The sequence below is a fragment of the Psychrobacillus sp. FSL K6-1267 genome (genome assembly GCF_038003265.1).
In the GTDB taxonomy this organism is placed as follows: Bacteria; Bacillota; Bacilli; order Bacillales_A; family Planococcaceae; genus Psychrobacillus; species Psychrobacillus faecigallinarum.
This window is the reverse complement of the sequence record NZ_JBBOOR010000001.1, coordinates 225789-251954: the sequence shown is the minus strand read 5'-3', so window position 1 is coordinate 251954 and position 26166 is coordinate 225789. Positions and strand designations below refer to the sequence as shown.

General features: G+C 37.7%; 25 protein-coding genes, 1 pseudogene and 1 riboswitch. Of the genes and pseudogenes, 13 read left to right on the top strand and 13 right to left on the bottom strand.

Translation table 11 applies throughout. The features are described 5' to 3' along the window. Complete coding sequence (locus tag MHB55_RS01305) at nucleotides 1–768, bottom strand: GH-E family nuclease (protein WP_225216036.1); 768 nt, start codon at nucleotides 766–768, stop codon at nucleotides 1–3. A 326-nt stretch (nucleotides 769–1094) separates the two neighbouring features. Beyond that, complete coding sequence (locus MHB55_RS01300; protein WP_144538407.1) at nucleotides 1095–2492, bottom strand: YfcC family protein; 1398 nt, start codon at nucleotides 2490–2492, stop codon at nucleotides 1095–1097. A gap of 348 nt (nucleotides 2493–2840) precedes the next feature. On the opposite strand from MHB55_RS01300, the gene MHB55_RS01295 reads away from it, so the two are divergent. The 6 genes from MHB55_RS01295 (at nucleotide 2841) to MHB55_RS01270 (ending at nucleotide 8533) form a co-directional block, all read left to right on the top strand. Continuing rightward, nucleotides 2841–4001 carry an ABC transporter substrate-binding protein gene (locus MHB55_RS01295; protein ID WP_340862382.1) on the top strand — a complete coding sequence of 387 codons (1161 nt, stop codon included), beginning with the start codon at nucleotides 2841–2843 and terminating at the stop codon, nucleotides 3999–4001. A 66-nt stretch (nucleotides 4002–4067) separates the two neighbouring features. Beyond that, nucleotides 4068–4952: a branched-chain amino acid ABC transporter permease gene (locus MHB55_RS01290; RefSeq protein WP_144538405.1), complete on the top strand. Its 885-nt coding sequence runs from the start codon at nucleotides 4068–4070 to the stop codon at nucleotides 4950–4952. Nucleotides 4953–4959: 7 nt separating this feature from the next. Then, a complete protein-coding gene (locus MHB55_RS01285; RefSeq protein WP_144538404.1) occupies nucleotides 4960–5940 on the top strand; it encodes a branched-chain amino acid ABC transporter permease in 981 nt (326 codons plus the stop codon). Beyond that, complete coding sequence (locus MHB55_RS01280) at nucleotides 5912–6685, top strand: ABC transporter ATP-binding protein (protein ID WP_144538403.1); 774 nt, start codon at nucleotides 5912–5914, stop codon at nucleotides 6683–6685. The genes MHB55_RS01285 and MHB55_RS01280 overlap by 29 nt, the downstream gene beginning before the upstream one ends. After that, the gene (locus tag MHB55_RS01275; RefSeq protein WP_144538402.1) at nucleotides 6678–7388 is read left to right on the top strand and encodes an ABC transporter ATP-binding protein; all 711 of its coding nucleotides are present in this window, start codon (nucleotides 6678–6680) and stop codon (nucleotides 7386–7388) included. The genes MHB55_RS01280 and MHB55_RS01275 overlap by 8 nt, the downstream gene beginning before the upstream one ends. A 20-nt stretch (nucleotides 7389–7408) precedes the next feature. Continuing rightward, nucleotides 7409–8533 (top strand): alpha-hydroxy-acid oxidizing protein, encoded by a 1125-nt coding sequence (locus tag MHB55_RS01270; protein WP_225216037.1) that lies wholly within the window; start codon nucleotides 7409–7411, stop codon nucleotides 8531–8533. A gap of 164 nt (nucleotides 8534–8697) precedes the next feature. Here the strand turns inward: MHB55_RS01270 and hpaB are convergent, their stop codons facing one another. Continuing rightward, entirely contained in the window at nucleotides 8698–10128 is a 1431-nt protein-coding gene (hpaB, locus tag MHB55_RS01265) for a 4-hydroxyphenylacetate 3-monooxygenase, oxygenase component (RefSeq protein ID WP_340862381.1), read from the bottom strand. Nucleotides 10129–10341: 213 nt separating this feature from the next. On the opposite strand from hpaB, the gene MHB55_RS01260 reads away from it, so the two are divergent. Then, nucleotides 10342–10689 carry a hypothetical protein gene (locus tag MHB55_RS01260; protein ID WP_340862380.1) on the top strand — a complete coding sequence of 116 codons (348 nt, stop codon included), beginning with the start codon at nucleotides 10342–10344 and terminating at the stop codon, nucleotides 10687–10689. Nucleotides 10690–10814: 125 nt separating this feature from the next. Here the strand turns inward: MHB55_RS01260 and MHB55_RS01255 are convergent, their stop codons facing one another. The 9 genes and pseudogenes from MHB55_RS01255 to MHB55_RS01215 form a co-directional block, all read right to left on the bottom strand. Beyond that, the gene (locus MHB55_RS01255; protein ID WP_340862379.1) at nucleotides 10815–11510 is read right to left on the bottom strand and encodes an MBL fold metallo-hydrolase; all 696 of its coding nucleotides are present in this window, start codon (nucleotides 11508–11510) and stop codon (nucleotides 10815–10817) included. Next, nucleotides 11500–12138, bottom strand: a complete 639-nt coding sequence (locus MHB55_RS01250) for a TetR/AcrR family transcriptional regulator (protein WP_340862378.1) — start codon at nucleotides 12136–12138, stop codon at nucleotides 11500–11502. Before MHB55_RS01250 ends, MHB55_RS01255 begins: the two co-directional genes overlap by 11 nt. Before the next feature lie 149 nt (nucleotides 12139–12287). After that, nucleotides 12288–12911, bottom strand: coding sequence for a hypothetical protein (locus MHB55_RS01245; protein ID WP_340862377.1), 624 nt, complete (start codon nucleotides 12909–12911; stop codon nucleotides 12288–12290). Between the two features lie 246 nt (nucleotides 12912–13157). Further along, a pseudogene (locus MHB55_RS01240) lies at nucleotides 13158–13487 on the bottom strand (SDR family oxidoreductase); the annotation flags it as partial. A 34-nt stretch (nucleotides 13488–13521) separates the two neighbouring features. Next, a complete protein-coding gene (locus tag MHB55_RS01235) occupies nucleotides 13522–14280 on the bottom strand; it encodes an SDR family oxidoreductase (protein WP_191697219.1) in 759 nt (252 codons plus the stop codon). A 203-nt stretch (nucleotides 14281–14483) separates the two neighbouring features. Further along, nucleotides 14484–15689 carry a quaternary amine ABC transporter ATP-binding protein gene (locus MHB55_RS01230; RefSeq protein ID WP_144538393.1) on the bottom strand — a complete coding sequence of 402 codons (1206 nt, stop codon included), beginning with the start codon at nucleotides 15687–15689 and terminating at the stop codon, nucleotides 14484–14486. Then, on the bottom strand, nucleotides 15686–16573 hold the full coding sequence (locus MHB55_RS01225; protein WP_318245411.1) for an ABC transporter permease: 888 nt from the start codon (nucleotides 16571–16573) through the stop codon (nucleotides 15686–15688). Before MHB55_RS01225 ends, MHB55_RS01230 begins: the two co-directional genes overlap by 4 nt. Before the next feature lie 33 nt (nucleotides 16574–16606). Further along, complete coding sequence (locus MHB55_RS01220) at nucleotides 16607–17602, bottom strand: ABC transporter substrate-binding protein (protein ID WP_144538391.1); 996 nt, start codon at nucleotides 17600–17602, stop codon at nucleotides 16607–16609. 525 nt (nucleotides 17603–18127) lie between these two features. Beyond that, a complete protein-coding gene (locus MHB55_RS01215; RefSeq protein ID WP_154311876.1) occupies nucleotides 18128–19087 on the bottom strand; it encodes a 2-hydroxyacid dehydrogenase in 960 nt (319 codons plus the stop codon). A gap of 155 nt (nucleotides 19088–19242) precedes the next feature. After that, nucleotides 19243–19350, top strand: a riboswitch (TPP riboswitch). A gap of 76 nt (nucleotides 19351–19426) precedes the next feature. Between MHB55_RS01215 and MHB55_RS01210 the strand changes: the two genes are divergently transcribed. Genes MHB55_RS01210 through MHB55_RS01195 form a run of 4 tightly spaced genes read left to right on the top strand, consistent with a single transcriptional unit; the run spans nucleotide 19427 to nucleotide 22693 of the window. After that, nucleotides 19427–20017, top strand: coding sequence for a YkoF family thiamine/hydroxymethylpyrimidine-binding protein (locus MHB55_RS01210; protein WP_154311877.1), 591 nt, complete (start codon nucleotides 19427–19429; stop codon nucleotides 20015–20017). Next, entirely contained in the window at nucleotides 20010–20591 is a 582-nt protein-coding gene (locus tag MHB55_RS01205) for an ECF transporter S component (RefSeq protein ID WP_144538389.1), read from the top strand. Before MHB55_RS01210 ends, MHB55_RS01205 begins: the two co-directional genes overlap by 8 nt. Continuing rightward, entirely contained in the window at nucleotides 20584–21948 is a 1365-nt protein-coding gene (locus tag MHB55_RS01200) for an ABC transporter ATP-binding protein (protein WP_229653972.1), read from the top strand. The genes MHB55_RS01205 and MHB55_RS01200 overlap by 8 nt, the downstream gene beginning before the upstream one ends. Beyond that, nucleotides 21938–22693 carry an energy-coupling factor transporter transmembrane component T family protein gene (locus tag MHB55_RS01195; protein WP_154311879.1) on the top strand — a complete coding sequence of 252 codons (756 nt, stop codon included), beginning with the start codon at nucleotides 21938–21940 and terminating at the stop codon, nucleotides 22691–22693. Before MHB55_RS01200 ends, MHB55_RS01195 begins: the two co-directional genes overlap by 11 nt. 53 nt (nucleotides 22694–22746) lie before the next feature. Here MHB55_RS01195 and MHB55_RS01190 read toward each other — a convergent pair whose 3' ends face one another. After that, entirely contained in the window at nucleotides 22747–24753 is a 2007-nt protein-coding gene (locus MHB55_RS01190; protein WP_191697220.1) for a bifunctional diguanylate cyclase/phosphodiesterase, read from the bottom strand. A gap of 309 nt (nucleotides 24754–25062) precedes the next feature. Here MHB55_RS01190 and MHB55_RS01185 point away from each other — a divergent pair, with 309 nt between their 5' ends. Both MHB55_RS01185 and MHB55_RS01180 read left to right on the top strand, forming a co-directional pair. Then, on the top strand, nucleotides 25063–25563 hold the full coding sequence (locus MHB55_RS01185) for a DUF1697 domain-containing protein (RefSeq protein WP_340862376.1): 501 nt from the start codon (nucleotides 25063–25065) through the stop codon (nucleotides 25561–25563). A 104-nt stretch (nucleotides 25564–25667) separates the two neighbouring features. Next, the gene (locus MHB55_RS01180; protein WP_154311882.1) at nucleotides 25668–26036 is read left to right on the top strand and encodes a VOC family protein; all 369 of its coding nucleotides are present in this window, start codon (nucleotides 25668–25670) and stop codon (nucleotides 26034–26036) included. Nucleotides 26037–26166 lie beyond the last annotated feature (130 nt).

Genomic DNA, 26166 nt, shown 5'->3' with positions numbered 1-26166 from the left:
TCATTTCCCTTCGAATTTACGACTTCTATTTGCTCCAGGACTCTCTATCCTAAAGTTTTCAGGATTAAACTGGAACTCTTTCAATTCTTCTAAGGTTATTTCACGATTCCTATATTTTTCAAACATAGGATGATACTCATATCCCTGTCGATGTCCAAAGTCTACTGCACCTTTTCTTGGTAGACCTGGCTTCCAATCAAGGACCTCCATCGTATTAGGATCACGTAAAATGCCATCAGGTCCAACATTGTTTTCATATACATTCCGTTCAAATTCTATTTTTTTGTCCCCTGATAATTGTGGTCTACCTCGTGGTTTTCCATTTTTAATATATGGTCCATTTTCAATAGGAGGTAACTTATCTACAATTTTAGAAGCATCTCCCACCTTATCTGCAGCTTTTGAGGCATCAACGGCATTGTCTATAGCTTTTACAGCTGTTGCGCCACCTTTTACTGCTTTTCCTACAGGAAGAGGGATAAGGGAGGCAGCAGCTATTCCTTTATCCAAAAAAGACGCATTTGGATCGGTTAATGTTCGGAAATCATCCATAAATAGAAAGTCAGCGGTAGCTTCAAAAAAGTTTTTGTCTTTAGGTTTATTCGCCTGTGCTTCCTCTACCTTGGATACTATTTCATATTGAATTGGGGCTGATTCGTTAGTTTGAAATTCTTTTACAATAAGTCCGTTGTCATAAATATGATACCTGACAAACAATGTAGTTTCATCTGGCTCACCCTCAACCGATTTAACCCTACCATTTTCCATAATACTCCGTATCTCAGAATCGATTTCTGTTCCTACTAACTCATCTATATTATCTATTCGCTTCGAAATTTACATCTGTTAGACCAGACATAAATATGGATTCTATTTTAGAGATCCATTGATTCATCATCTAAATCCCTTCCCAGGTGTCCTTTTCATTTGTGCTACACGCTTATCTCTATTTTATCACTTTTGAAATTTAGGCTTGATTATAAATACCTTTCATGCCTTACATTTAAAATGCAAAAAAGATTGCCCCTACCTAGGGACAATCCTCTCATATATACTTAGTTTAAAATAGATTATTCACCTTACAAAGCGAACATTTAGGAAATACCAATGGCAACAGCCACTAGTAATGCAAAGCATGCAATAATAGCCCAGCCAAGAATCATTTTCCATATAAATTTTACCCATCGTTCATAAGGAATACCAGCAACAGCCAAATAACCCATCAAAGCTGAAGAAGTAGGAATAATTGAATTGGTAATAGAGTCTCCATATTGGAATGCTAATACCGCCACTTGTCTTTCAAGGCCTAGCAGATCTGTTATAGGAATCATTATTGGCATTGTAGCTGCTGCCTGACCACTACCAGAGGATATAAATAAGTTAAGCACTGCTTGAATAAATAACATGCCGATCACACTAATTGATTGAGGAAGATTACCAATACCTTCTGCAGCATAATACACGATAGTGTCTATAATCTTCCCTTCCTCTAATACGACGGTAATTGCACGTGCAAATCCAACAATTAATGCACCAAATGTTACCGCTTTTGCTCCGTCAATAAAAGAGTCAAAAATACGTGTAGTGTTTAGACCACCTAGTAATCCTGCTATAATTCCCATTATTAAAAACGAGGCTGCCAGCTCAGTGATAAACCATTCCCAGTTAAAAACTCCATAAATATTAAATCCTATTCCAATAGCCATTGTCAAAAAAACTAGCTTGTGTTTACCTGTCAGTTTAGCAAAGTTTTTCATATCTGCATTAACTTCTTTTTGTTCAATATCATATATAACGCTAAGTTCAGGGTTTCGCTTCACCTTGAAGGCATAGCGCATCACATACCAAATCGCAAAGCCCAAAACTAATATGTATACAGCGAAACGAAAGCCAATACCCGAAAATAAAGGTACATCGGCTAACGACTGTGCTACACCTACCGTAAATGGATTTAACATACCTCCAAAAAATCCACTAGCAGCTCCAAGTGTAATCATTGCTGTACCTGTCACTGCATCAAAACCCATTCCTCGAGCTATTGCTATTCCAATTGGGACAAAAATGATGGCTTCCTCTGCCATCCCCATAGTAAATCCTCCTATAGAAAAGAGAATCATACTCATTGGAATCAGAAGCTTTTCTTTACCTTCTAAAGCACGTACTCCTTTATACACTCCAGCTTCAATAGCACCAGTTTTATGGATGATTCCAAATACACCACTTACTAAAAAGATATAGAAAATAATTTGTGCGCCTTTTTCTAAACCCATCGGAATAGCTGTAAACAGCTCAAAAAAGCTCACTGGATCGCTCTCTATTTCTTTGTAACTTCCATCTACTACAAGCGTTCTCCCTGATTCTTCATCTTCTACTCGTTCAAACTCTCCTGCGGGTACTACATAAGAAGCTAGTCCGGCAATTATAATAATAGTAAATATTAATGTATATGTGTGCGGTACCTTAAACCAGGACCTTTTCTTTTTTTCTCTCATCAATTACGCCCCTATTCATAATTTCAGATATTTCAATATTAATCGAATGTTATATTAAAATATAATAAATTAAATAGTAATAAAAGTATATATTTTTTTACTTACCCTAATAAATTTCCTAAAACAAGATAAAAACTTAAAAATATTATTATTTATTAGTAACCTTTTAAATCCTCATTATGCCCTAACATACTCTATTAATTTTGAATTTCTCTATGTTTTATAGAATTCTAACCCAACCAATCAAATTCTTACTATTATAACAATTCTAAATATTAACTTTACATCATCCTTATAAAGGCTTTAATATAGATATATGTTTCACAATTATCTTTAGGGGGTTTGGGAATGGGAAAGACTTTTAAAAAACTATCTATTTTGCTTTCCATTATGATGTTAGTTTTATTGGCAGCTTGTGGAACGGGAGAATCTTCAACTTCAAGTGGAGAAAATAGCAAAGGCGAGAATGGAACGATTTCAGCAAAAATTGGGGTTATCTCATACATGACAGGTCCTGGTGCTGCTTATGGAGAAGCAATCACAAATGGATTGAAATTAGCTTTAGAAGAAATTAATGAAAAAGGCGATGTAAAAATTGAGCTTGCAATTGAAGATTCAGTCGGAAAACAAGAGCAGGCATTATCTGTGGGTCAAAAATTGATGAGTCAGGACGATATTGTTGCAATCATAGGACCAACATTAAGTACAGAGATGAACGTTGTTGGACCTGAAGCTGATCTCAATAGTATCCCAATTATGGGGACTTCCACTACCGCGGCAGGTATTCCTCAGATTGGAGATTATGTATTCCGTAATTCTATACCAGAATCCCTAGCAATCCCTGCTGCATTGGAAAAAGCGGTAGACAAATATGGAGCTAAAAAAGTTGCTATTCTATATGGAAATGATGATCTATTCACTCAGTCCGGATTCGATACGATGAAGGCAGAAGCTGAAAATATGGGGCTTGAAATTTTAACAATCGAGACCTTTCAAAAAGGACAGTCCGATTATAATGCGCAACTTACTAAGATTAAAGATCTTCAGCCAGATCTAATCTTGGCTTCCGCTCTATATAATGAGGGTGCAGTAATCATGGACCAAGCAAGAAAAATGGGGATTGATGTTCCTTTTGTTGGAGGTAATGGATTCAACTCCCCTCAAGTAATTGAAATTGCCGGAGAAGCATCTAACGGATTAATTGTTGCAACTCCTTGGTTTGCGGATAAACCAGATGAAAAAGTTCAAGCTTTTGTAGAAAAATATGAAGAAGCGTATGGTCACAAGCCTGACCAGTTCGCTGCACAGGCCTATGATGCTCTTTATATTATTGCAGAGGCATTAAAAAATGCTGGAGAAGCAGACAGAGATGCGCTTCGTGATGCTCTGGCTGAAATTAAGGATTTAGAAGGCATCCTAGGGAAGATTTCTTTTGACAAGGACGGAGACGTAATAATGGATCCTACAGTTCTTATCATCCAGGATGGAGAATTCCAGTTGTTTGAGTAGTTCAAAATTTAACTAATACAGGTAAGGGTGCATAGCCCTTACCTTATTTTGAAAGGGTGAGCTTTCTTGCTTTTAGAACAAATCATTAACGGAATAACACTCGGAAGCATTTATGCGATCGTTGCCCTTGGATTTACGCTTGTCTTTGGAGTACTAGGTATCCTTAACATGGCCCATGGTGAGATTTTCATGATTGGTGCTTTTATAGGAGTGTTAGTAACAAGCGTATTAGGCTTACCACTGTGGGTAGCCTTTCTTTCAGCAGTAATTGTGACTGCTATCTTAGGGTACTTGTTAGAAAGAATTGCACTTCGCCCCCTACGCGGTAAACAGGGAGTTTCGCATCTAGCCCCTTTGATCAGTACGATTGGGGTTTCCATATTATTGGAGAATCTCTCCCATCATTTATTTGGCGCAGGTAATCATCCGTTCCGCCATTCTTTTGCACAAATTCAAATTCAAGTTGGTTCAATTACAATTTATTTAGTACAAATTTTAATTTTTGCTATTTCTATTACCTTGATGGTTGTACTTTCCTACTGGCTCGCTAAAACGAAAGCTGGAAAGGCATTACGTGCGACTGCTGAAAACTTAGAGACTGCCAGTTTACTAGGTGTGAATACGAAGCGAACCATTACAACTACCGTCATACTGGCATCCGCTCTAGGTGGAATTGCTGGAATTCTAGTAGGCATGGCCTTTAACTCTGTTAACCCTCAGATGGGCTTATCCATGGGTTTAAAGGGTTTAGCCATCATCATTCTAGGAGGAATGGGAAATGTAAAGGGTGCGATGGTTGGAGGATTACTCCTTGGTCTTTCAGAAACAATGATTGTTGCCTATGGAGACTCCGGATACAGAGATGCTGTTGCATTTATCGCCATTATTTTTATCCTTCTCATAAGGCCACAGGGTATTTTCGGCAATAAAACCGCTGAGGCAGGAAGGTGATGATGACATGCTAGGAGAAATCTTAAACCCATACCATCTACAAATTATCTCTTTCATTCTTATCAATATTATATTAGGGATAAGCATTTACATAACGCTTTCCTCTGGACAATTATCTTTAGGAAATGCAGGCTTCATGGGTATCGGAGCCTATACGTCTGCACTACTGACTATCAACTTTGAGGTTCCTCTGTATATAAGTATTATTTTAGGCGCTTTAGTTGCAGGTGCTTTTGGGGTTCTAATCGGTATACCTGCTCTAAGGTTAAGCGGGGTTTACCTAGCTATAGCAACATTAGGCTTTGGGGAAGTAATTCGAGTAATCTTTGTAAACTGGGACTCTGTCACGAAGGGCTCGGTTGGATTGTCAGGTATACCCCATCTTGGTAGAGAGCTTTTTCAATTTTTAAGAGACTTAGGCTTTGACCCAGATATGCTTGGTCTTAAAAACAATCAAGCTATCTATTTAATAGTTGTACTTGTTTTACTAATAATTACCATTTCCATCATTTGGTTCTTTATCAGACAGAACAAGTCACGTGTAGGCAGAGCATACGCTGCTATTAAAATGGATGAAAAAGCCGCGGAAGCGATGGGTATTAATATCACTTACTACAAAGTACTGTCCTTCACCCAGGGAGCTATTTTAGCAGGCTTCGCAGGCGCTTTATATGCCCATGTATTAGCTTATATTAGTCCAGCAGATTTCGCTTATCACCGTGCAATAGATATTTTAATATTCTCCATTTTTGGCGGAAGTGAGGTTATTTGGGGAGCAATATTCGGCGCAACCTTTATGACGCTTCTTCCAGAAGCATTGCGATTCATCAGTGAATATAGATACATGATTTACGGAATAATTCTTATTTTGTTGATGGCTTTCCGCCCTCAAGGAATTATAGATGTCCCCGTATTAAATTGGCTAAAGAGAACATTTACATTTAAAAGGAGGGACTCCAATGGTATTAGAGCTAAAAAATATAACTAAAAACTTTGGTGGTATCTCTGCTTTAACTGATGTTTCTTTCCAAATCAACGAAGGAGAGATATTCGGCTTAATCGGCCCTAACGGTGCTGGTAAAACAACTATGTTTAATGTAATTACGAATATGTTCGCCCCTACCTCTGGGGAAATTCTTTTTCTCGGAGAAAATATTTCTGGTATTAAGCCACATAAAATCACTGATAAAGGCATCTGTCGTACGTTTCAAAATATAAGGTTATTTTCTCAAATGTCTGTTTTGGAAAATGTTTTAGTAGGTGCCCACTGTCGAAATAAATCTGGTGTTTTAACAAGCGTACTTAGAACCAAATCTCAAAAGCATGAAGAAAAGAGTAACCATGAAGTCGCTTTAGAATTACTAGAGTTAGTAGGTCTATCTAGATATGAAGATACCATTGCAGAAAATTTAGCTTACGGTCAACAACGAAGATTGGAAATTGCCAGAGCCTTGGCAAGTAATCCAAAGCTTTTATTATTAGACGAGCCAGCAGCTGGCATGAATGAAACAGAAACAGAGAATTTATTTGATTTGATCAAAAAGGTTCAACAGCGTGGAGTTACTGTTTTATTGATAGAGCATGACATGCCTTTTGTTATGAAGCTTTGCGACAGAATTACCGTTTTAAATTTTGGGAAGAAGCTTGCTGAAGGTACTCCAACGGAAATACAAAACAATCAAGATGTAATTGAAGCTTACCTCGGCTCAGAGGAGGATGAAGAAATTGCTTAAGGTATCTGGTATTGAAACATTTTATGGGAAAATACAGGCTCTTAAAAATGTGAACCTAGTAGTAGAGCAGGGGCAGATTGTAACCCTACTTGGTGCAAATGGCGCTGGGAAAACGACTACGATGAAAACAATTGCCGGTCTGTTAAAACCGCAAAAGGGAACAGTTGAATTTTTAGGAGAAAACATTACAGGTATGAGACCAGATCAGCTTGTTCGAAAAGGTATCGCCCTTGTTCCAGAAGGGCGAGCTATCCTTTCTACGATGACCGTTCTCGAGAACCTAGAAATGGGAGCTTTCCACAGAAATGATAAGGACATAAAAAAGGATATCGAAAATGTTATGCAACAATTTCCTATTTTAAAAGAACGTGAGGACCAATTAGGAGGCACCCTTTCTGGTGGTCAGCAGCAAATGCTTGCTATAGCTAGAGCTCTACTATCTAAGCCGAAACTTTTGCTATTGGATGAGCCTTCTATGGGTCTTGCACCTTTAATCGTAGCGGATATTTTTAAAATGATTCGTGAAATTAAAGATAGCGGTACAACCGTTTTGTTGGTTGAGCAAAATGCGAAGCAGGCTCTTAAAGTAGCAGACTATGGTTATGTCATGGAGACAGGAAAGATAATCATTAACGGTGAAGCGAGTAACCTACTGGAGGACCCAAGAGTTGTCGAGGCATATTTAGGGAAAAAAACTAGTTAAATTTTGAAAGGATGATATGTATGACAAGTTCTATTTCTCATGTGGAACTACCACATTCTATTTCTCTGTTAGAGCAAATGGCTTCCAAGTCTATTGAAAAAGGGCCGTTTACCTATGTCCATAGCGGAGCCGGCAATGAAAGCACGCTTCGTGCCAATGAGGCGGCCTTTGAGGATTGGTATATCGTGCCCCAGTATTTGAATGATGTGAGCTTCAGGGACACTTCAGCTACTTTACTAGGCACTACCTTTCCTTCCTCCTTTGCACTTGCACCAATCGGCGTTCAAAGTATTTTTCATCCAGAGGGTGAGCTGGCTTCAGCACGGGCTGCTGCCGCTTGTGGAGTACCCTTTATAGCTAGCACATTATCCTCTTATCCTTTAGAAGATATTGCCGCCAACCTAGGAAACACCCCTCGTTGGTATCAGTTGTATTGGTCAAACGATGAAGAAATGGCAATAAGTATGGTGCGTCGAGCAGAAAAAGCAGGATACTCGGCTATTGTAATAACGATTGATACCTCTCTTCTTGGTAATAGAGAGCGTGACTTGAATAATCGTTATTCTCCTTTAAAATTGGGAAAAGGAGCTGCAAACTACTTACACGATCCTGTCTTTCAAGGTAGGTTTGCTAGTCCTCCTTCTGCAGACGATCCAGAGGTCATCAAGAATATTGTAGATATTATCTTTAATCCTTCATTAACATGGGAGAATCTCAAAACTATTAAGGAGCATACAAAGCTTCCTATTTTGCTTAAGGGTATTCTTCATGAGGAAGATGCAAGAAAAGCTTTACACCACGGAGTCGATGGAATTATAGTTTCAAATCATGGAGGCAGACAGCTAGATGGATGTATTTCATCACTAGAGGCCCTCCCATCCATAGCGGAAATCGTCCAGGGGAAGATTCCGGTATTATTAGACAGCGGGATAAGACGGGGCTCTGACGTCGTAAAAGCAAAGGCACTTGGAGCAGATGTAGTTCTACTTGGCAGACCTTTTATTTATGGCCTAGCTGTTGCAGGAGAACAAGGAGTAGAGCATGTTTTACGTAATATGATTAATGATATTGATGTAACTTTAGCTTTATCTGGGTTTGCCTCGATGAAAGAGGTCAACTCCTCTCTTATTAGAAGAAAGAAATAAGTTTAGTCAGAATAGCTAAAGGCAAGAATGCTGAAATCATGCATTCTTGCCTTTCTAAATTATATGGTTATAAGTTAGAATTCTGTGAGAAGTTGGCGGATTATCAGCTTTAATCAATAGTAAACGTCCTATTCAGCCAGATTTCCTCCAAATTTAAAGCAGCTCTATAAAATATCGTTAATACGTTGAACATAAGGCTCTTTATCATAGGCAGAGTATAGCAGGCTTGCTACGCGTATTGGGTCTCCAAAGAAAAATCGCTCATATATAGTTTGCCTCGTACCGAATGGACTCATCGTGAGATCCCAGGCTAGTCGAAACAATTTTACCCGCTCTAAAGCAGAGGCAGCCTTAGCCTGCATATAATGATCGAGATCCTTTCTAATGGGTGAGTTAAAATCATTTTCTGTTGGAATAGACATAAGCCCGCTTGCTCCTAATAGCTGAATGATTTCTGTCAGCCTTGGGTAGATACGCGGAAAAATAGTAATAGCTGCGTGCAATGTTAATCGATCTGGCTCCATGAGTCCGAAACTATTGACCTTCGCTTCCATCTCCGATTTCATTAACAGAGCTTTTAATGATTCCAATGCTACGATTACCTCTGTCGCCTTTTCCTGCACGTGCTGGTACTCTGCTATATTAATAGTTTTAATAATTGATTGTACAATTCCTAGGACAAATTCAGTTTTAATAATCTGTCTAGCTATCACCTGATGAAGGGAGAACGAGTGGAACGAACTACTAATCATAAAGTCATTTGCAACGGTCGTATCATCATAAAAAAATACACGCTCCCAAGGGATTAACACATTATCAAAGACTACAATGGTATCCATCTCTTCATACTTGGAGCTAAGTGGATAATTGAAGGTTGACTCGCCACCAACTAGTGACTCACGACATATAAATTTTACTCCCTTCGTATTACTTGGGATAGAAAAGCAATAGCCCTTTCCTTCCTCTAATGAAGAACCTGTAGAGAGTACTAATATTTCATCGGTAATTCCACCCTGTGTAGCAAGAAGGCGCGCACCTTTTATAATGATTCCTTGATCATTTTCACCAATAACCTTTGCCGCAATCGGCTCCTCTGCAGTTTCTAAATAGTAATACGCTCGATTCACTTGGGGCTCGATAAAGCTATGAGTCAAAGTTAAATCATTTTCTCGTACATATTCATAGTAAGATCGGAAATACTGAGGGAAACAGTTTTTTTTGCCTTCTAATAATTTAACAGAAGAGGCAAATGCCATTAAGGTCGTATTCATATAATCAGGACTTCTACCCATCAATCCATGAGTTACTCGAGCCCATTCCTGCACCATCATTCGTTTTTTTGCCAAATCTTCTTTTGACTTGGGCTCCAAAAAGGACAAACCTACTAAATTTCCCGTGGTTGGCGAAGCATAGGTTAATATTTCTTTGTATTGAGGGTCATGCTGCATATCAAACAACGCCGCCTGGGTCTTCATAATGCCTTTGAACGCCGGGTGCTCAGATATGTTGCCTGTTACTTGCTTTCCATCAATCCATACTTCAGAATTCAACCTATTAATGCGATCTATATACTGTTTTCCATTAATTGCAGGCATAAACACACTCCTAAATGTAACTTCAAATTATTTAATTTATCTGCTTATATTATTATTTTTTTTCTAAATTGGTGACAAAGAATAAGGGGTATCATTTGACTTACTAAATTCAGTATTCTAGGATAACTATTCAAGGAATAATTTTTTCATAATTATAAATAGTGATGTATTCTCTAAATACAATTAAATAAATAATAAAGGAGTCATGCAAAAATGAAAAAGTTATTAGTTGCTATGGTAGGTTTGTCACTACTTGCCGGTTGCTCCGATGGACAAGAAAAAGCTGCAGATGGCACACTAACCGAAAACAGCTCTAAAGCAGAACTACCAAAGCAAAACCAAGTACTAAAGGACTTCCCTGAATACCCAATTCTAGATGACATTATTGATTTACAAGTATATGTGGCAGATATTGAGACGGATAACAAAGGGTCACGAATAATTTTCTTTGAAGATTCTGATGGCAATAAAACATATAAAAGTGTTTTTGTTAAAGACGAGAATTATTTAAAAGTCATTCAGCTTAATGATGAAGGCATTCTTTACAATGAAATATTATAAAAAACAGTCCCCGAATTCCCTCGGGGACTGTTTTTTGTATTCAAGCTATAATATTTCATAAAGTAGTCATTCTTCAATTATCCGTGTTTTATCGGCAAAGTGGATTTTATAAAATTAATTCTTAATCAGAGCTTTGCTTTTAAAGTTTTTCCCATTTGATTAATGTAAGTAGTAATGCCATCAAACGGATTATCTATTGTTTTTCCATGACAAACCTCTAGCTGTTTCGGCCTTATATCATTTATGGCAGAAATTCCGCTTTCTGTAGCCTGCTTCATATCTCCAGTAAACATTGGCATAGGTTGATGCAGTTTTCCATTGCGCGTCGTAAATAAATCTCCGGCCAAAAGAACATCATCTAGCTCATGGTAGTAAACCACATGCCCTGGGGAATGACCAGGAGTATATACTGGCTTAAGTGCTCCTACATTTTGAAGCTCTCCTGCTACTTCATACAAAGACTGTGTCAGTCCGTTAGGAAGATTCTGCTCGAGCTTCTGTCGTCTTGGGTAGAGTATTTTGCCCTCCGCATACGGAATTTCTTTTGCGTGTGCAAATACCGGAACTTCCTTCACCTTTACAATGTGCTCAACTGCACCCACATGATCTGCATGCCCATGCGTCAATACTATTCTTTTCAAGGGTCCAGCGTTTAGCTGTTCAATAAACCCCAATATTCCCTTAGCCATTTTTGGTAAGCCAGCGTCCACTAACGTAACACCGTCCTCCTCCACTACTACCCATACTTGAACAGGTATAACTAGCCATATCATCCAAGATCTTATGCTCCAAATATTTTCTGAAACCTGTTTAATCTTCAATTTTTTCTCCCCCTATACATTTCCCCTTCATACCCTCTAACATAATCTCTACTGCCAAATCGAATGTCGGAATCAATCTTTCCATTAGCACTTCAAGCGGCTCGTGCTGGTAGGAATAGGTGCTAAGTATGCCATTTAAATTAAAATAAAATATACGAGAATAGGCTAGAATTTGCTGTTCTGATTTAATTTGCAGACAATTTGTAACAGCTGTTTTTAACAAATTAAATATAGAAAGACGTAATTTATTTATTTCCGTCACCGGCTTTTCATCTACCCTAGAAGACATTTCGTTAAAAAATATGCTATACATACTTTTGTTTTGTAGACAGAAGTAAATATATTTTTTGCTAATTGTTTTTAATTTTTCTTCTGCTGATACATTCGTTTGTTGAAGCGTTTGTTCCATTTGAATGTATAAATCATTCAGATGTGGCATGGACAACTTGTAGAGAAGAGCCTCTTTATCCTTATAGTAAAGGTAAATAGTGGTATGAGAACATCCGGCCAACTTTGCAATTTCTCGTATGGTAACAGCATCAAAACCCTTTTGAGAAAATAATTGCTCTGCTGCATTGATAATTTCTTTCTTCGTTTCGTCTGAACGTGCACTTTGTCTATTTGTCATCTAATCACCTCAACTAACCATTGGTTATATTATAACCAATGGTTAGTGTTGTGTCAAAAATTGCTCTAAAGTCCTTTAAGACCTCAGAGCATTTTCTTTGCTTATAAATGGAAGCAGCTCAAACATAATCTTTGTCTACGCCTGTAAGGTTACTCCTCTAATGTCTCTTGTTTCTCTTCTCCTTTAACAAAATAGCTAATTGTGTTACCCTCTGTATCGATTTCGATAGCTTGGTCCACATCTACGGCAATTCTGTGCTCAGCAATTACTTGTTCATCTGTTTTAGAGTATTTATAAGTTGCTAGTGTTTTATTTTTATCGTCACTTTCTTGTGTGATGAGTAGCTCAGATCCATTATTAAATGTTATTTTATCGTTTAATATTTCTATTTTCATATTGTTTTCGATAGGTATGTTTTGTGAGATTGCCCACTTTTCCTCAGTCTCATTATACTTCCCTATTAGTAGGCCTTGGGGTTCCTCTTTAGCTTGCGTATAAGGAATAACGACTTCTGGAATAGTATCCTCGTCAAATTGAACAATTACTGCTTGTCCAAATTCTGGCTCAGTTAGTTCATTTTCCTCCCACCATTTGCTTTGGTTAGATAATGCTAGCCATTCTTCATCTGTTACCTCAAGTGAGAACTCCTCATCTTCAACAACTTCTTTCTCACTTCCCTCAACATCGTTATCTTTCTTCACTGTTGTCTCTTCATCTGAGCAGGCTGCAAGTAGTAAACTAAGTGCAGCTAAAAATAGTACTTTTTTTAACATACTAGACCTCCTTTAAAAGATTAATGTACGTAACACTTTGTGTTTAATAACAAAATTCGACATTCATTTTATCTATATAGCCTAAAAACATGGCTGATAAACTCAATACAGGAAAATTTAGTATTTAATTGATTGGAAACATGAATTTTAGATATTCATTCATTTTAAGAACCTTCTTTGAAGAACCACTCATAAATAAGACCAAATCACGAGTGAGTTGGCCTTAGAAGAGTTAAATTGTTGCTTTTAGGAAGAAGTTACTTGCCCGCCGTTTACGTGAAGTGTTTGGCCAGTTACAAACCGAGAATCATCTGAAGCTAAATAAACAAAAGTAGGTGCTAGCTCAAATGGTTGACCCTGCCGCTCCATAGGATTGCCAGCTTGTGTGACCTCATCTGCAGAAAAGCTAGCTGGGATCAGTGGTGTCCAAATTTTTCCCGGAGCAATTGCATTGACTCTAATCCCTTGGCTTACTAGGTTATTTGCAAGTGCCCGAGTAAACCCTACATTAGCAGCTTTAGTAGCAGTATAGTCCATCAAATGCTTATGTCCCTCATATGCTACGACTGAGGCAGTTCCTCCATAATGGAGAAGGGTTTTCTGAAGTTATTTAATAGGAAAGCCAGCCTGCATCTGCTGTTATGACAGTTCCATTAACAAAGCTTGAATCGTCAGAAGCAAGAAATAATGCTACAGTTGCTATCTCTTCTGATTTACCCATTCTTGGATTGTTGCCCATTCCTAATCGAATACGCCCCATTCCTTTTTCACTCACACTCGTCATAGAATTATTTATGTTAGTTTCTACCCCACCCGGTGCGATTGCATTACAGCGAATGCCTTGGTCCGCATACATATATCCAGTATTTTTAGTGAACCCCACCACTGCATGCTTAGAAGCAGTATAAGCACCGCCAGCTCTAGATCCTTGCAGTCCACCAACAGAGGCTACATTGATAATAACTCCCTTTTGCTTATCTAAGAAGATTGGTAATACCTTACGTGTGGAACGCATGACACTCGTAGTATTAACTGAAAATATTCTTTCCCAGTTGCTATCTTCGATATCCCCAGCAGGCTCAAAGTTGTCCATTATACCTGCGTTGTTCACTAAAATATCAACAGTACCATACGTATTTACCGTCGTATCAATCAGATTTTGAATATCCTCTTCCTTTGCAACATTCGCAGTTATGGCTATTGCCTCTCCACCATTTGCTTTAATCTCGTCGACCGTAGCCTTCGCCGTCTCTTCGTTTAAATCCGAAACAGCGACCTTAGCCCCCTCTTTAGCATAGAGAACTGCAATCGCCTTTCCCATACCTGAACCCGCACCTGTTACTACCGCTACTTTGTCTTGAAGTCTCATTCCAACTACCTCCTCGGTTTGATTGAATGCGCTTACATTATTGTTTTAGTAGTTCACAAATCATCTCTTACTAGCTTTAGTTTAGTTAAAAAAATCCAATTTTACAATAGATAACCTGTGAACATTTTTGAAAAAATTAAACGTTTTTAATTCAATTCATAGAAAAGCCCAAAGACGAATTAATCGTTTTTGGGCTCTCCAACTTACGCTTTTTGTTCAGGCTCCTCTACAGGATCACTTATTAAGCTTGCCAAAACGTGAACGCGTAAAATCATTCCTTTCATCGTTCCTTCCTCGTCTGTTACAACAAGAGGATACTTAGAATCGAGGACTTGCTGAATCAAGTCTTGTACATATTCTTCAGGATGGACTGTATTCACATCCTTTGACATTGTTTCTTGTAAGGATTTCTTCTGCTTCATGCCCTCGATAGCCTGGTCAATGGTAATGATACCTTGCAACTGACGCTTTCTGTCTACCACAAAAGCACTCGAGTTCCCATTCTCTCTCATCACCTGGATTGCAACATTTAGTCCATCCTTTAATGATACTAATCCGTTGGGCTTAGACATAATATGCTCTGCTTGAAGAATTTTAGTGCGATCAATATCTCGTATAAACTCTGATATATAGCTACTTGCCGGATTTTCCAGAATCTCTTCTGGAGTGCCAATTTGCTCAACTTTTCCGTTTTTCATAACCGCAACACGGTCCCCAATTTTAAAAGCCTCGTTGACATCATGTGTGATGAAGATTATTGTCTTTTGAAGGCGATTTTGGATATCAAGAAGCTCTAGCTGCATTTCTCTACGGATTAATGGGTCAAGTGCACTGAAGGGCTCATCCATTAATAGTATATCTGGATCGTTAGCAAGTGCTCTGGCGATGCCTACTCGCTGGCGCATACCTCCAGAAAGTTCATCTGGATATTGGTTTTCATAACCTTTAAGACCAACTGTTTCTAAATGTTTCTGAGCAATTTCCTGGCGCTCGTTCTTAGACATTCCTCTTATCTCTAAACCATACTCAATATTTTCTAATACCGTACGATGGCTAAACAGCCCAAAATGCTGGAATACCATAGCTATTTTCTTTTGACGATAGTATTTTAACTGTGTCTTATTGTAATCCACGACATTTTCTCCATCGACGTATATAGCGCCAGAAGTAGGTCTATTCAATAAATTTAAACAACGAATTAGGGTAGACTTACCACTTCCTGATAACCCCATAATCACGAAGGTCTCTCCCTCCATGATTTCCATTGATGCATTGTACACTCCGACCGTATGCCCTGTTTTAGCTAATATCTCTTCCTTTGGTACACCCTTCTCTACCATCGGAATAATTTTTTTAGGTCGAGACCCAAAAATCTTCGATACGTTTTCTAATTTTAATTTTACTGTCATGCGGCATCCCTCCTATGTTTCTGAAGGCGATTCGCAATTCCTCCGGTAACGCGGTCGATGATAATCGCTAGGAAAACAATACTGATCCCAGCTTCAAAACCTAGTGAGATGTCTATTCGGTTAATTGCAAAGAGTACTCGTTCTCCAAGTCCCTGCGCACCAACCATAGAACCAACAACCGCCATTGCTAGCGCCATCATTGTTGTTTGATTTATACCTGCCATAATTGTAGGTAAGGCTTGTGGTAGTTGTACTTTCATGAGCATTTGAGAGGAAGAGGAGCCGAATGATTGTGCAGATTCTACAATCTCTTTATCTACACTTCGGATACCTAATTCTGTTAAACGGATTACTGGTGGTAATGCATAAATGATTGTTGCAATAACTGCTGGTACATTTCCGAGCGGAAAGAAGAAAATTACTGGTATTAAGTAGACAAAGCTTGGCATTGTCTGCATCGCGTCTAATATCGGACGCATGATTCTGGACATTGATTTACTAAAAGCCATTCCAACTCCTAGTGGTATTCCTATAACAAGAGACAAAATTACGGAGATTAAAACGATGGAAATGGTGGTCATTGTTTCTGGCCACAAATCAAAGGATCCAATTAAGAAGATAAATGCTGCATATAGCAGTCCTCCATATAGATTATTAAAAAACCATCCAATTAAAAAGATGATAACAATAAATAACCACCAAGGAATTGCTAGTAGACCCGCCTCAAGACCTTTAATCATGGAAGACGAGATGATAAAGATAAAATCAAAGAATGCATCAAAATTCATGGCAAGAAAATCCACGAATTTCTCTACTACATCCCCTATTGGAAATCGTACGTTTGGAAATTCTGTCATAGAATGGGACTGTAAAAGTACAGCCACAACCACCTTTCTTTAGTTAGATTAAGTAATGAATTATTTCAAAGAAGCTTTTACCTTTTCAGCCACTTCTTCGGACACCCAAGCTGTCCAAATATCTTCATACTCTTTCATCCACCAAATAGCGGCTTCATCTGCTTCAACATCATTTTCCTGCATATAGTCTAATGCACTTTCCGTTAAATCGTTACTAGTTTCATATTTACTTAAAAAGTCTACTACGTCCTTAGCTTGTGTTGGTAAATCCTTATGAACTGCAATAACTACATCATTTGGTGGAAACTCAGTTCCTTTTGATTCATTCCATTTTGCTTCGTCGTAAGGTGCGTCTTCTAATAGAGTTAAATCGTAGCTAGCTGTTACCCACGTTGGTGACCAATAATATCCTACCCAAGGCTCCCCTTTTTTATATGCTCCTGCTAAATCTGCAACAATTGCAGAATCAGAGCCGGGTGCTAGATAGTTATATTGTTCGTCAAGGCCATATGTTTCAAGTTTCGTCCCCAAATACTCACTTACTACCCAACTAGATGGAGCTCCGACCACTCGGCCTTTACTGCTATCTTCGGGATCTTGGAAAATTTCTGGATACTTCTCTAAGTCTTGAACTGTCTTTAAATCTGGAGCGATTGGTTCAATTCCTCGTTCTGCATCTCCCTCTATCACGTAAGTTGGAACATATAATCCTTGCGCGTTATCAGCGAAATTAGTAGCTACCTTCATGATATTTCCACTTTCAATTGCTTTTTCGTAGACATCTTTAATGTTATCGGTCCATACTTCCATATAGACATTTATGTCGCCCTTTTCAAGTGATTGCATCGTAGCTGCTGTTGTTCCACTTGTTACCTCGGTTTCATAACCATAACCTTCTTCGATGATAGTTTGAGCAATGCTGTTGTGTAGGCGTATACTATCCCATCCTGCATCAGCAAACTTAATCACCTCAATACTGTCTTTGCTTGTCTCGTTACCACAAGCTGTAAGTACTAAAAGCATGCAAAGTGAAAAAAATAACATAATTTTTTTCATTAGTCTGACTACCTCTTTTCATTCAATTTTTAAATTAGACGTTCGATCGTTCCTCCTTCAATACCTATAAAATAACTGCTAAAATTTCAAAACAATTAAACTTCCTAATACTGAAATTAAAGGACGCCTAATTTATAACTACTAATACTACTAAACAAATTTGTATATTGCAAATTACTTAAAGAGATAGTTGTTAATTTTTTATTTTAATCTGAATATTTAGCATTAATTTAGTAGACCAATACGATTAGATAAATAGGTAAATATTGTACAATATTCTCGTTTAAAAACAGTAATTTTTATCAAGTATTTGATAGATAGTGCTTTTGTATAGTTTTAATTGAAAAGTGCATGCTCACTTGCTTTCTACTAGATTAGGACATAGGATAGTAAGCTTGATTTCAGGTGGACACTTTCTGTTGGGTGAGCGATAAGCCATCCCCGTCGCATACTTACACCTTTCTTACCTCATAAAAAATGCCATGAATACTGGATTCATGGCAGCCTAGATTATAATTTTTTCCTTTAAACAACTCGATTGTCAGGTTCTTGTCCCTCTAAAACATTTTCAATTGCTTTAGCATTTATTTGCATCATAGCAAGTCTCGTATGAATACTTGCACTGCCGATATGGGGGAGGACTGTAACATTAGGCAAGGTTAAGAGTGGATGATCTAAAGGAACAGGCTCCGTCTCAAAAACATCTAGTCCAGCGGCCCATATTCTTTTATTTAGGAGGGCATCATAAAGGGATTGCTCATCTACGATTCCGCCACGTGCAACATTAATAAGAGCAGAGGTTTCCTTCATCAATCCTAACTCTTTTTTTCCAATCATCCTTTTAGTTTCTGGAGTTAGAGGTGTCAATATTACAACAAAATCAGATTCTTGCAATAATGTTTCTAGCTCCACATATGTAAAGTTATTTTGTTGCTCTGCCTCTAATTTTCTTGTTCTATTATGATATAAGACTTTCATATTAAAACCCTTCGCACGTCTTGCTACCGCTTCACCGATTCTTCCCATGCCTATGATTCCTAACGTAGCTCCAAAAACGTCCATTCCCGTCAGTTGCATCGGTGTCCATGATTTCCATTTACCTGCACGAATATCCTGTTCTGCTTCGGTAATACGACGAGCAGTAGCCAATAACAACGCAAAGGTTAGGTCTGCAGTTGTCTCAGTTAATACACCAGGAGTATTTGTTACCATAACCCCTTTTTCTTTCGCTGCTTCCACATCAATATTATTGAAGCCAACCGCTAGATTACTGATAATTTTTAAATTCGGTAAACTTTCTATAAGTTCCCGGTCCACTTTATCAGAGAGAACCGTCCACAGGGCATGGACGTCCTTTGCCTCCTTTTTTATATCTTCATAATCCATTGGAGTTTCCTCGCTGTGCCACATATTCACCTCAAATTTTTCTCTTAATGGCTGTACAATTTCCTCCGGTAATTTTCGAGTAATAAAAATTTTGTCCATTTAGTTTCCCCCTTATGTTTTCTGATAATTTAAGCATGGACGATTAGAGAAAAGAATTCAACCATATTTACAATTATATTTTTATACGCTATACTGTGGGCACATAAAGAAAACAAATTGTGTAAATTTATACACAACTGTAAAACTACATACCGTTTCTGCACTAGGGGTGCCCACTTTGGCTGTGATGAGAGCTTTTTAGCTCCGATCCCTTATTACTCGATCAGGATAATACCTGCGTGAGGAAGTGCGGTGACTTTCCTTTTTTCATAAGGGTTAGTGGCTGCATCTTCACGGATGTAGCTTTTTTTTATGAAAAAATTGAGGGAGGTTTTTAGGATGGAATGTGGTTTAAGCCCAATTGTAGGGTTTCGTTTTTCCCTACATCCGATGAGCAATGAATTTGTAAGTATTATTAAAGGTGCACTACAGAATACAGATGTATCCAATGTGTGGATGCATACGGATGATGTCTCAACCGTTATCAGAGGAAAACAAGTTCATGTATTTAATGTGGCAAAATCTATTACTCTGAATGCTGCCAAAACAGGGGTACATGTAGCTCTTTCTGGAACATTTTCAGCGGGTTGTCCTGGCGACACCACTGCTGACGTTTATTTAGACAAGGGAGATGAAGTGACAAATAAGGATGAAACAAACCAATATGTTTCTTCTCAATTTGCTTTATACCCTATGAACAATCCTAACTATATGGATGTGATCTACAGAGAGATTGAGCACGCTAAAGTGAAGGGTGTATTCAATGAATCTATGCATTATGCTAGCGGGATTCATGGGGATATCCATGACGTGTTTGCTTATTATGAGGCAGCCTTCAGCAGAGCTAGATCAGAAGAGCACAAGCATTTAGTGATGACTTTATCGATGAGCATTAATAGCCCTTCTCACGGAGATGACCTCCATGCTTAAATCATGGAAGCTAAAAGAAATTGTTTTAATGTCGGTCTTTGCAGTAGTGTTTGGGATTGTTTATTTACTCTTCCTTCATGTAGGAAACATTTGGTCTGGCTTCGTCGGACCAATCGCATATGAGTGGATTTTTGGTGTTTGGTTTATCGTTTCAATTATCTGTATGTACATCATTCGGAAACCTGGGGCGGCGGTTATCTCGGAAACTATCGCAGCAGCAATAGAGGTACTTTTAGGTAATGCCGTCGGGCCACGTCTTATCCTTTCTGGTGTCATACAAGGTCTAGGTGCCGAGGCTGTATTCGCCGCTACACGTTACAAACGGTTTGACCTTTGGGTTTTAATGCTTGCGGGAGCAGGATCCGCAGTTTTTAGCTTTGTGTATGGCTATTTCTTAGGAGGATTTGCCGTTTATACCACTGGATATGTAGTTTTCATGCTAGTTGTTCGTATTTTTAGTGGAACTCTCATTGCTGGTTTAGGTGGAAAAGCTGTAGCTGACGGCTTGCTTGCCACTGGTTCGTTAAGAGGATATGCTATTTCGCGTTCAAAAAAAGGTGATATTCGTGCCTAAAGTTATCCATTTTGAAGATGTCACCTTTTCTTATCCAGACAAGGATACTGCTGTTCTATCAAACTTTTCTATGTCTATCGAAAAAGGAGAGCGTGTCGTCATAACCGGACCAAGCGGCTGTGGAAAGAGCACTTTACTTTATTTGTGCAATCGTCTCTATCCAGAAAATTGCGATGGCATAGTGTCCGGTAGAATAGAACTTTTTGGTAAAGAAAATGATTCCTATCGACCTGGCGAGGTCAATCATCGTATCGCAACAGTATTTCAAGATCCCGATGCACAATTTTGTATGCCAACTGTAGAGGAAGAGCTTGCTTTTACTTTAGAGAATTTACTCGTCGCACGGGAAGAAATGGAGACGAAGATTTCTGAAGTATTGGAGTTAACTAGGTTAACGGATTATCGACATTCCATCATTCAATCGCTTTCTGGAGGTATGAAGCAAAGGGTTGCCACTGCTTGTGCAATGATTATGGAGCCAGAAATATTATTGTTAGATGAGCCTATCACCCATCTGGACCCGTATACCGCAAAACAATATATTGAATGGTTGGACTTACTTCAGCAAAAATCGAGTATAACCATCTTAGCGATTGAGCATAGACTCGACCTATGGGACAACTTCTTTCATCGAACAATTAAGTTAAAGGAAGATAGAATTCCGTATGAAAGCTATACCAAAAGGAAGAGCATGGTTCAAGCAGAAAAGTCTCTGCATGTGGAAAATATTAGTACAAAGCATTTTTTACAGCCAACTTCATTCTCTTTAAATAAAGGAGAAATCGCAGTGCTAGCTGGACCAAATGGCAGTGGGAAATCTACATTATTGAAGGCTCTTTCAGGTATTGTACCCTCTAATGGCAAAGTAAAGCCTAGCATGTTAGGCTATGTACCTCAATCACCAGAATTTTTGTTTATTACAGGGCAAGTGAAGGAAGAGGTTTCTTTCGGTGGTGTTCAAAATACGGAGGAAATGTTGGAGCGACTGAATTTATCTACTGTTTCAGATGCACATCCTTTTTCAATCAGTCATGGGCAAAAAAGGCGCCTAGCTATAGCCATTATGCTTTGTCAGAATCGTGAAGTGATACTGATGGATGAGCCTACTTCTGGCCAGGACTCCGCTACTTTAGCCGAACTGTTTAAAGTAATTGATAATCGTTCTAAGGCAGGTACTACCTTCCTAATTGTTACACATGATATGGAGTTTGCTTATAAGGTTGCAGACACCATTTTACTAATGAAAGACGGAGCAATTACAGGAAAATATCACTCTGACAGCTTTTGGGGTAAAGAAGATTTACTGCTAGAACATCAATTACTCTCACCTAGACGAGGTGCTCTCTATGCACACTAGCCTACATAGGATGAATCCGTCTGTTAAGTTTGTGATAGTAATGATTTGCATGCTGACACTTGCGTTTTTTTTCAATCCATGGACTCCACTTATTTTTTGGTTAAGTATTATTGTGGTGCAAATCTTTTTAAGCCATATATCCTGGAGAAAATGGGGCTTACTGATGCTACCATTTTTTATAGCAGCATTTGGCTATCTTTGGACTACTCTTTTATTTGCAGACAGTAGGACTGGTCCTGTTCTTTGGTCTATCGGTTCTGTTGAAATAACTATGAGTCAACTGAATCACGCCTTGTCCCTAAGCTTTCGCGTTTTAGCTTTTTCTAGCCTAAGCTTGTTATTTGCTTTAACTACCGATCCAATTATATTTATACGTAGCCTAATGCAGCAGTTAAAACTATCTCCAAAAATTGCTTACGGAATTATGGTTGGTTATCAATTTCTACCCCTCTTAAAGGATGAATTTATACTAGTTCAACAGGTACAGAAACTTAGGGGATTGGATGACCAATCAAATATTTTCAAGAGAATAATAGGTTTACGGCGCGTACTAATCCCCATGCTCGCTGGAGCTGTTCGTAAAGCGGAGAAAGTTGCATTTGCTATGGAAGCAAGGGGTTTCACAGGAGAACCAAGAAGGGTTTTTTATCATAAGGTTACTATTGAAAAGAATGATTTCATGTTAGCATTCTTGTTTATTGGTTTATTATTAATCAGTTGTTTCAGTAATTTTTGGTTAGTGTAAAAACAAAGAGAGTGACACCAGACTTGGGTGACACTCTCTTCCTTTAAATACAATCATATTTTATCAGCAAACTTTTGTTTTATATTCTCTTGCCAATGAAATAGTTCTTCTGCTCGCATAGGTTTAGCAAAATAATAACCTTGTAAAATAGGATTTTCGCAGGATGCCCTTAAAAATCCTACCTGTTCTTTTGTTTCCACTCCTTCAAAGACTATTTCTAGTCCGAGTGACGTTCCTAGTGCAATAATAGCCTGTACTATTAAAGAATCTTTATGAGAATTTGGAACTTCCTCAATAAATGTTTTGTCAATCTTTAAGGTAGAGATTGGTATTTGCTTTAAATAAGAAAGTGAGGATACCCCTGTTCCAAAGTCATCCAGGGCAACAGAGAAACCTTTCTCCCTAAATACTCCTACCGCCCGCATTGCTTCTTCAATATTACTTACAAAGCTAGTTTCCGTAATTTCTAACTCTATTTCATTTGGACAGATTTCATAACTACTTGTAATACTTATCAAACGTTTTAGTAGAGCTGAAGAGGTAACATAATGTCCAGGTATATTAATCGCTACTTTTCCTAGTGAAATATTTTCTTTCTTCCATTGGTACATTTGTTTACAAGCCTGTTCTACAATCCAGTCCGTAACCATTTCCATCTTCGAATTTTCCTCTAGTATAGGGACAAAGACAGCCGGAGACAAAAAACCATATTTTGAATTATTCCATCTTAGAAGAACCTCTACTCCTGCTACTTCCACATTTCGTAGATTTATTTTTGGTTGATACACGAGATATAACTCTTTGTTAATCATTGCTTTTTCAATTCCATCGACTAATTCTTTTTCAAACGTATGCGTATGTATGACCGGATCAAACATAATTACTTCATGTTTATGTTCAATGGAAGAGTCATTAAACACAGCTAGGGCATTCGAATAGATTGAATGAAGGTCTCGATAATCCTTTACCGCGGAAATAGCACAAACCCCTGGAAGTACTATTTTTTTGTTTTTAATTGTAATGGGTCTCTTTAAAATCTCCGCTATTTTTTCCATTGCTATTAGCATTTCATGGATATTTGTGTCATCAGTAGTTCTCATAATATAAGCGAAACGATTGCTTTCAAATTTAAATAAACGAGCTGATGGCGGCTTGTAATCCATGAAGATTTTAGTTAAATGTTGAATGACCTCGTCACCAAACATGAAGCTAAACTCTTGATTTATTTTTCCAAAGTCATGTAAATGCCAGACTGCTAGTGTTTGACCAATAACAGACTTTTCAATGTATGATTCAAAGCTTCTACGATTAGGTAGCATTGTGAGATTATCAAAATAATTGGCTCTATATTTTACGTACCTATCCATCATACTAGATAAAAGTAATACCCCTATTAGCATTCCAAGGAAAAAGGTTACAGTTACACCTAGAAAAGTATTATGCATCGAGTGATTTTCTGCAGTTGCGACTAAATAATCTCTCGGGGCGTAAACACTTATTGCTAATATTCCTACATAATGAGTTGTAGCAATTGCACAGCCAATTAAAATGGATGAAAAAGTTTTAGTAATAAAGTTTTTTGTCTTTTTAGATGAATATTTAATGGAAAATAAAGCAGTCTGCGTAAACATGATAGAGATACACAAAGCGATAAATATAGTAGGTCTATCGTAAACGTATTGCACATCCATCTCCATGGAACGGATTCCAATATAGTGAACTCCTGCTATCCCTAACCCCATTAAAATACTTGCAATTATATATTTCCACCAAGATTGAATTGGTTTATTTACCCAATAGAAAAAAATAAAAGATGCTAAAACACCTGGAATTAATGACACAAAAGTCAATATCCAATTGTAATGCATACTGATTGGCAACGTAATAGCGGTCATACCTACAAAATGCATAGCCCAAATTCCCAAACCAAGTGAAATAGATGCTAATATTAACCAAAATAAATAGTGAAAAAAACTATTTTTTTGGACTCTTTCATTTAGCGATAGCGCAGTAAATGAAGCAATACAGGCAACTATAATTGAAATTATCACACCGACCATTGAATACTCCGGTTGTAACTCTATAGAATATATGGGTGATATAGCACTAAAAAACAACTTTGTCATTCCTTTCGACGAACAACTTATCTGTTAAACTATACCATATCGACCAGACATATAACATAAAAACCATAATGTAATTGTATAATTTTGATTAAATCTTTTATTTTATAATATTTTTACAATATATGTGTGTCGAATTGTTGAAAATTGGTTCTTTATGATTACTTATTTTGTTATATAATTATTGCTAATATTCCAATACTGTTAAAAATAGGTATTATCAGAAAATTATATAGGAGGCTTTAAATGTCATCAGTGGCTCTGCTAAGAGGAATTAATTTAGGAAAGATTAATAAAGTAGATATGAAATCTCTAAAGCAACTCTTTGAAGAATTGGGCTTTCATAATGTACGTACATATATTCAAACAGGAAACGTTATTTTTGATAACGGTGAATGTAGCGAGGGAAAATTAGAGGAAGCACTAAGAATCACCTATGGGTTCTCTATTCCGGTTACTTTAAGAACGAAATCTGAATTGGAAGAAGTACATAACCATCCACTTTTCTTAAATGACCAAACCTTTGTCATGTTTCTACAAAGGAAAATTACCAACGAACAGATTACTATACTTAAGGAAATAGTAGAGGACGAGTTTGTAATTCTTCATAGACGTAATTTGATCATTAATCATTCCAAGAACTATCACCAGACAAAGTATACGAATGCCTTCTTTGAAAAGAAGCTCCAAACGGTTTGCACAGCTAGAAACAAAAATACAGTGATAAAAATATTAGAAAGAATGTAGTATGTTTGACATAAGAATTTCTTATACCTTTTTATGAATTAAATAAATTTTTATTATCAGAAAACTTACGTTAAAATAAAGTTATTCATAAGGGGGTATGAAGCATGTCGTTTACTTTTAAAAAAATCGATCATATTCAATTAGCTGCTCCAAAGGGCTGTGAAGAAGAAGCTCGCCGATTCTTCACTGGAATTTTAGGATTGCCAGAAATAGAAAAACCACCTCTTCTAAAAAAGAAGGGCGGTGTATGGTTTACATTAGGTAGCTATCAAATTCACATTGGGGTTGAAGAAAATTTTTCTCCTGCCAAGAAGGCACATCCAGCATTCGAGGTGGAAAACTTAGAAGCTCTAAAAGAGCATTTATCCGAACAAGGAGTAAGCTTTGTAGTCGATGCAGAGCTACCAGGAGCTAATCGCATCTACATTCATGATCCATTTGGTAATCGAATCGAGATTTTAGAGTGGATGTGACTTAAAAAAAGCGCAGTCGAGACAAAAATGTCCTTCGATTTCCACTCCGCTTTAGGTTTTCGCTTTCCGTAGAAGTAGCCAATAATCCATCACCGCCACTCACGCATCTTGCAGGAACACTTATATTTGA